5 protein-coding genes are annotated in these 6220 nt (G+C 68.2%); 1 reads left to right on the top strand and 4 read right to left on the bottom strand.

Annotated elements, in window-relative coordinates; genetic code table 11:
* From GL263_RS19330 to GL263_RS19315, 4 genes are all read right to left on the bottom strand, one after another.
* A partial coding sequence (locus GL263_RS19330) for a ClpX C4-type zinc finger protein (protein ID WP_143647443.1) occupies nt 1–106 on the bottom strand: 106 nt, incomplete at its 3' end.
* Nucleotides 107–283: 177 nt separating this feature from the next.
* On the bottom strand, nt 284–964 hold the full coding sequence (locus tag GL263_RS19325; protein ID WP_323379477.1) for an ATP-dependent Clp protease proteolytic subunit: 681 nt from the start codon (nt 962–964) through the stop codon (nt 284–286).
* Between the two features lie 53 nt (nt 965–1017).
* Nucleotides 1018–1623, bottom strand: a complete 606-nt coding sequence (locus tag GL263_RS19320; protein WP_182856995.1) for an ATP-dependent Clp protease proteolytic subunit — start codon at nt 1621–1623, stop codon at nt 1018–1020.
* Between the two features lie 790 nt (nt 1624–2413).
* Entirely contained in the window at nt 2414–3403 is a 990-nt protein-coding gene (locus tag GL263_RS19315) for a hypothetical protein (RefSeq protein WP_182856993.1), read from the bottom strand.
* 159 nt (nt 3404–3562) lie between these two features.
* Here GL263_RS19315 and GL263_RS19310 point away from each other — a divergent pair, with 159 nt between their 5' ends.
* Nucleotides 3563–6196, top strand: a complete 2634-nt coding sequence (locus GL263_RS19310) for a valine--tRNA ligase (protein ID WP_182856992.1) — start codon at nt 3563–3565, stop codon at nt 6194–6196.
* Nucleotides 6197–6220: the final 24 nt, after the last annotated feature.

The raw sequence follows: 6220 nt of genomic DNA, 5'->3' as shown, positions 1-6220 counted from the left end.
CACAGATATACACACCAGGACCTGCGATGAGCTTCTTCACCTGCTTCTGACTCTTCCCACAGAAAGAACACTTCAGCAGATCGCCACCATCACCGATGCGTGCCACGAGGTGCATCCCCTTCGCCTGGGAGCCGCTGGGTCCAGCGCTCCTGGTGCCTGACTTCGACGGTACCTGTCCGGCCCCCGTTCGGGCCCCCCGGGCGCGGCTCGTACGGGACTCGTACGGCAGGGCTCACGAACACCGAGCCGCGCCACGGGGAGGGTCCTCGCCCCCAGTCGCCGGTCAGCTCACGCCGGCGGTCATCTTGCGGGTGCTGACGATCTGGTCGACGAGCCCGTAGGCAAGCGCGTCGTCGGCGGTGAGGATCTTGTCGCGCTCGATGTCCTCGCTCACCTGCTCCACCGTCTTGTTGGAGTGCTTGGCCAGCATCTGCTCCAACTGGCTGCGCAGGCGCAGGATCTCGTTGGCCGCGATCTCCAGGTCCGACAGCTGCTCACGGCCCGTCTGGGTCGAGGGCTGGTGGATCAGCACACGGGCGTTCGGCAGCGCCATCCGCTTGCCGGGCGTACCGGCGGCGAGCAGCACGGCGGCGGCGGACGCGGCCTGGCCCATGCAGACCGTCTGGATGTCCGGCTTCACGAACTGCATCGTGTCGTAGATGGCGGTCAGCGCCGTCATCGAGCCGCCGGGGCTGTTGATGTAGATGGAGATGTCGCGGTCCGGGTCCATCGACTCCAGGCACAGGAGCTGCGCCATGACGTCGTTGGCGGAGGCGTCGTCGATCTGCACGCCGAGGAAGATCACTCGCTCCTCGAAGAGCTTCGCGTACGGGTCGTACTCGCGCACACCCTGGGAGGTGCGCTCCACGAATCGCGGGACGACGTAGCGGTTGTCCACCTGCGGACCCGTGTAGAGGCCGCTGGCGGAGGCGCCCGGGAAGTTGTTCATCGGTGTGTTCACCATCCTGCTGGCGTTCGGGTGGGCTTGGCTGGGGTGCGGCCGGCCGGCCGTGGGGCTCACGCGCCGGTGCCGCCGCCGCCCGGGACGCCCGAAGCAGCGGTGATGATCTCGTCGATCAGGCCGTAGTCCTTGGCCTCCTCGGCGGTGAACCAGCGGTCGCGGTCACCGTCGCGGATGATGGTCTCCTCGGTCTGACCGGTGTGGAGCGCGGTGATCTCGGCCATCCGCTTCTTCGTGCGGAGCAGGTACTCGGCCTGGATCTTGATGTCCGAGGCGGTACCGCCGACACCGGCCGAGCCCTGGTGCATCAGGATGTCGGTGTTCGGCAGCGCGAAGCGCTTGCCGGAGGTGCCGCCGGTCAGCAGGAACTGGCCCATCGAGGCCGCCATGCCCATACCGATGGTGACGACGTCGTTCGGGATGTACTGCATGGTGTCGTAGATCGCCATGCCGGCCGTCACCGAGCCGCCCGGGCTGTTGATGTAGAGGTAGATGTCCTTGTCCGGGTCGGCGGCGAGGAGCAGCATCTGGGCCGTGATCTTGTTGGCGATGTCGTCGTCCACCTGCTGGCCGAGGAAGATGATCCGCTCGCCGAGCAGTCGGCTGTAGACCTGGTCGCCGAGGCCACCGCCGATGGACGGCTCGCCGGCGGCGGAAGGCATCAGATTCGTCACGTATCCACCTGCTCGTCTCTGACGGCAACGGCCGTCTCAGCGTCTTCTGCCGGGGCGCGGAGCCCCGCTGCCCAGCCGCTGCCGCGGCTTCGGGGACTCCCCTGCCCTCGTATCCATGGACCCTAACGCGCAGGCAGGCGGGTGCCATCCCGCTCAGGCAACTGTTCGCTGTGAGCGCAGGGTCACGGACCGACGCGGAGCGCCGAGCGCTCCTGGTTGACGGCACGAAGAGCCGGGCATCGTGAGCATCGCTCATGCGTCCCGGCGCGGACGCCCGACAGTTGAACCACCGCCTCACCCCAGGCCTCGACATTCGCGAATCAGACATTGTGACCCAAATACTGTCCGCGCATTACCGGCAGCTCACACGTCGACTAAGATCCACTTCGACCAATAATCGGGGATTCAAGGAGACCAAGTTGTCCCTCAAAGTTACCAGGATGCTACTGGCATCCACGTTCTTCTTTGGTGTCGCAATCGCCATCCCCATAGCCGCCGCAGGCAGCTCCTCAGCCACACCAAGCCAGTGCATCTCATACCTTGGTGGCAAGAATTACAAAATCGGACCCAAGGTAATTGATGCATGTTCCGCGCCCAGCCACGTTCTACACCCGCCGAACGTCGTCCCCAATCCATTTTGCAATGGAACATTGATGCAGTATGGAGTTAAGCCCAGCCACGCCGAGAAGGCGTGCCGCTTGGCAGTAACTCGATAGTCAGCACACACGGGGCGAGGGGCAGGGAACGTGAAGAGCGCTCCCTGCCCCTCGCCCCACCACTAGGCTGAAACGCGGACCGTGTCGCGGACCTCTACGGCGATTCGCGCGGACTCGTCCGTTGAGGTGTTGCCCATCATCTTGTCGGGTGCCACGGCTCCGAGGGTGCTCTTGTCAGCCCACGTACAAAGAGCGCCTTCCTGCTCCTGATTGGTTTGTCGGTTGGTTCCCTTGATCCGCTGGCACTTCATGATCGCCCCACTGAGGCCGGGAGGGCTCACCTTTTCCGGCTCCCCGAGCCACTCGTGCTTCGGCATACCCGCCGCGGGCGACTGAGACTTGATCATCTCGAAGTACTTGTCGATCGCCTTCTCCGGGTCGGCGATCTTGCCCCAAGCGCCGGTAACAACAAGCGTCTTGCCGCCGACGACCGCGCTGGGATCAAGCTTGCTGGGGTCTGAGATGTCCACCGTGCTGTAGAGGCCGAAAGTCGAGTCCTGGTCCTCGATGGGCAGCGTCTCCATGTTCTGCTTCAGCTCCGGCCCCGACATCTCGTCGCCGCCCATCTTGCTGTACCCACCGATTTTCTCCGGAAGCTCCAGCTTGTGGGCGCCGTCGTCGGTGGCGACGGCGCCGCTGCCCGTGTCGCCCTTGTCGTCGCCGCCGAGGAAGAGGACGGCGCCGCCGACTATCGCGCCGACGAGGACCACCGCGCCGACCACCAGGCCGATCGTCTTGCCCTTGCCGCCGCCGCTGGGCGGGGGCGGGGCCGGGTAGCCGCCGGGCTGGCCGTACGGCTGGCCGGGCGGAGGGGTGCCGTACGGCTGGCCGAGCGGAGGGGTGCCGTACGGCTGGCCGAGCGGAGGGGTGCCGTACGGCTGGCCGGGCGGAGGGGTGCCGTAGGCGCCCGGCTGCTGGGGCTGGCCGTAGGGCTGCTGCGGGTAGCCGTAACCCGGCTGGCCGGGAGCGCCACCGGGGCCCGGGCCGTACGGGCCCGGCTGGGGCGGCTGGCCGTAGGGGCCCGGCGGTGGCGGGGGCTGGTGGTTGCTCAAGGCTGCTTCCCTCCGTTTCCCCGCCGTGTGTCGGTGCGGGGCACTGCGTCGTCCGTCCTCGTGTGTCGTCGTACATCCTGGCGGACGGCGACACCTGCCGGTGTACCGGTCCCCAAACCGGTTCGAGACCGTGACAGCGCCGCCCTTAGACTTGCCGTCGTGACCGAGAACACTCAGCAGCGCCCCACCGGGGCCCATGGCGAACCCGCAGATCTGCCGACCCAGTACGCGCCGGCCGAGGTAGAGGGGAAGCTGTACGAGCGCTGGGTAGAGCGGGGCTACTTCGAGGCGGACGCGGCGAGCGAGAAGCCGCCGTTCACGGTGGTCATCCCTCCGCCGAACGTCACGGGCAGCCTGCACCTCGGGCACGCCTTCGAGCACACGCTGATCGACGCGCTGACCCGCCGCAAGCGGATGCAGGGCTACGAGACGCTGTGGCAGCCGGGCATGGACCACGCCGGCATCGCGACGCAGAACGTCGTGGAGCGCGAGCTGGCGAAGGAGGGCAAGTCCCGGCACGACCTGGGCCGGGAGGCGTTCGTCGAGCGCGTCTGGCAGTGGAAGGCGGAGTCCGGCGGGCAGATCTCCGGGCAGATGCGCCGGCTCGGCGACGGTGTCGCCTGGTCCCGTGAGCGGTTCACGATGGACGAGGGTCTGTCGAAGGCCGTCCAGACGATCTTCAAGCGGCTCTACGACGACGGTCTGATCTACCGTGCCGAGCGCATCATCAACTGGTGCCCGCGCTGTCTGACGGCGATCTCCGACATCGAGGTGGAGTACGCCGACCAGGACGGCGAACTGGTCTCGATCCGCTACGGCGACGGCGAGGACAGCCTGGTCGTCGCGACGACGCGGGCCGAGACGATGCTCGGTGACACGGCCGTCGCCGTGCACCCGGAGGACAAGCGCTACGCGCACCTCGTCGGCCGGCACGTCAAGCTGCCGCTGACGGACCGTTCGATCCCGGTGGTCGCCGACGAGCACGTGGACCCGGAGTTCGGCACCGGCGCGGTCAAGGTGACGCCGGCGCACGACCCGAACGACTTCGAGATCGGCCGCCGGCACGGCCTGCCGAGCCTGACCGTCATGGACGACCACGCGATCATCACCGCGCCCGGGCCGTTCCAGGGCCAGGACCGCCTGGAGGCGCGGTCGGCGATCGTCGGCGCGCTGCGCGCCGAGGGCCGGATCGTCGCGGAGAAGCGGCCGTACAGCCACTCGGTCGGCCACTGCTCGCGCTGCAAGACGACGATCGAGCCCCGACTGTCGCTCCAGTGGTGGGTGAAGACGGGTCCGCTGGCGAAGGCCGCCGGGGACGCGGTGCGGGACGGCCGGGTGGCGATCCACCCGAAGGAGATGGAGTCCCGCTACTTCGCCTGGGTCGACAACCTGCACGACTGGTGCATCTCGCGGCAGCTGTGGTGGGGCCACCGCATCCCGGTCTGGTACGGCCCGGACGGCGAGGTCGTCTGCGTCGGACCGGACGAGGAGCCGCCGAGCGGTGAGGGCTGGCACCAGGACACCGACGTCCTCGACACCTGGTTCTCCTCCGGCCTGTGGCCGTTCTCCACGCTGGGCTGGCCGGAGAAGACGGAGAGCCTGGAGAAGTTCTATCCGAACTCCGTCCTGGTCACCGGCTACGACATCCTCTTCTTCTGGGTCGCCCGGATGATGATGTTCGGCCTGTACGCCATGGACGGCACGCCGCCGTTCCACACGATCGCGCTGCACGGCATGGTCCGCGACCAGTTCGGCAAGAAGATGTCGAAGTCCTTCGGCAACGCGGTCAACCCGCTGGACTGGATGGACCGTTACGGCTCGGACGCGCTGCGGTTCACCCTCGCCAGGGGCGCCAACCCCGGCGTGGACGTGCCGATCGGCGAGGACTGGGTCCAGGCGTCGCGGAACTTCGCCAACAAGGTCTGGAACGCCACCCGCTTCGCGCTGATGAACGGTGCGACGGTCGAGGGGCCGCTGCCCGACGCCGCCGAGATGTCGGCGGCCGACCGGTGGATCCTCTCGCGGCTCAACACCGTGGTGGCCGAGACGGACGCCTACTACGACGACTACCAGTTCGCGAAGCTCGCCGAGGGCCTGTACCACTTCGCCTGGGACGAGGTCTTCGACTGGTACGTCGAGCTGTCGAAGACGACGTTCTTCGCCGGCGGCCGCGCGGCCGAGGTCTCTGGCCGCGTGCTCGGCGAGGTGCTGGACGTCCTGCTGCGGCTGCTCCACCCGGTCGTGCCGTTTGTCACCGAGACGCTGTGGACGACGCTGACCGGCGGCGAGTCGCTGGTCGTCGCCGACTGGCCGAAGGACAGCGGCTTCCGGGACGCGGCTGCCGAGGCCGAGCTGGCCGCCGTCCAGCAGGCCGTCACCGAGGTCCGCCGCTTCCGCGCCGACCAGGGCCTCCAGCCCGGTCAGCGGGTGCCGGCGCGGCTGACGCTGGACGGCACGCAGTTGGTCGCCCACGAGGTGGCGATGCGGTCGCTGCTGCGGCTCCAGCCGGCCGGCGAGGACTTCTCGGCGACGGCGTCGCTGCCGGTGGCCGGGGCCGTCGTGGAACTGGACCTGTCCGGCGCCATCGACTTCGAGGCCGAGCGCAAGCGTCTGAACAAGGACCTCGCGGCGGCGGAGAAGGAGCTGAAGCAGACGACGGCGAAGCTGGGGAACGAGGGGTTCCTGGCGAAGGCGCCGGATCATGTGGTGGCGAAGATCCGGGAGCGGCAGGGGGCCGCGGAGGCGGACATCAGCCGCATCCGGCAGCAGCTGGAGCGGTTGCCGCAGGGTTGAGCGTTCCCCGGCCCCGCCCCTTCC

The organism is Streptomyces durbertensis, assembly GCF_014156695.1.
GTDB lineage: Bacteria > Actinomycetota > Actinomycetes > Streptomycetales > Streptomycetaceae > Streptomyces > Streptomyces durbertensis.
This window is presented reverse-complemented; position numbering and strand designations above follow the sequence as displayed.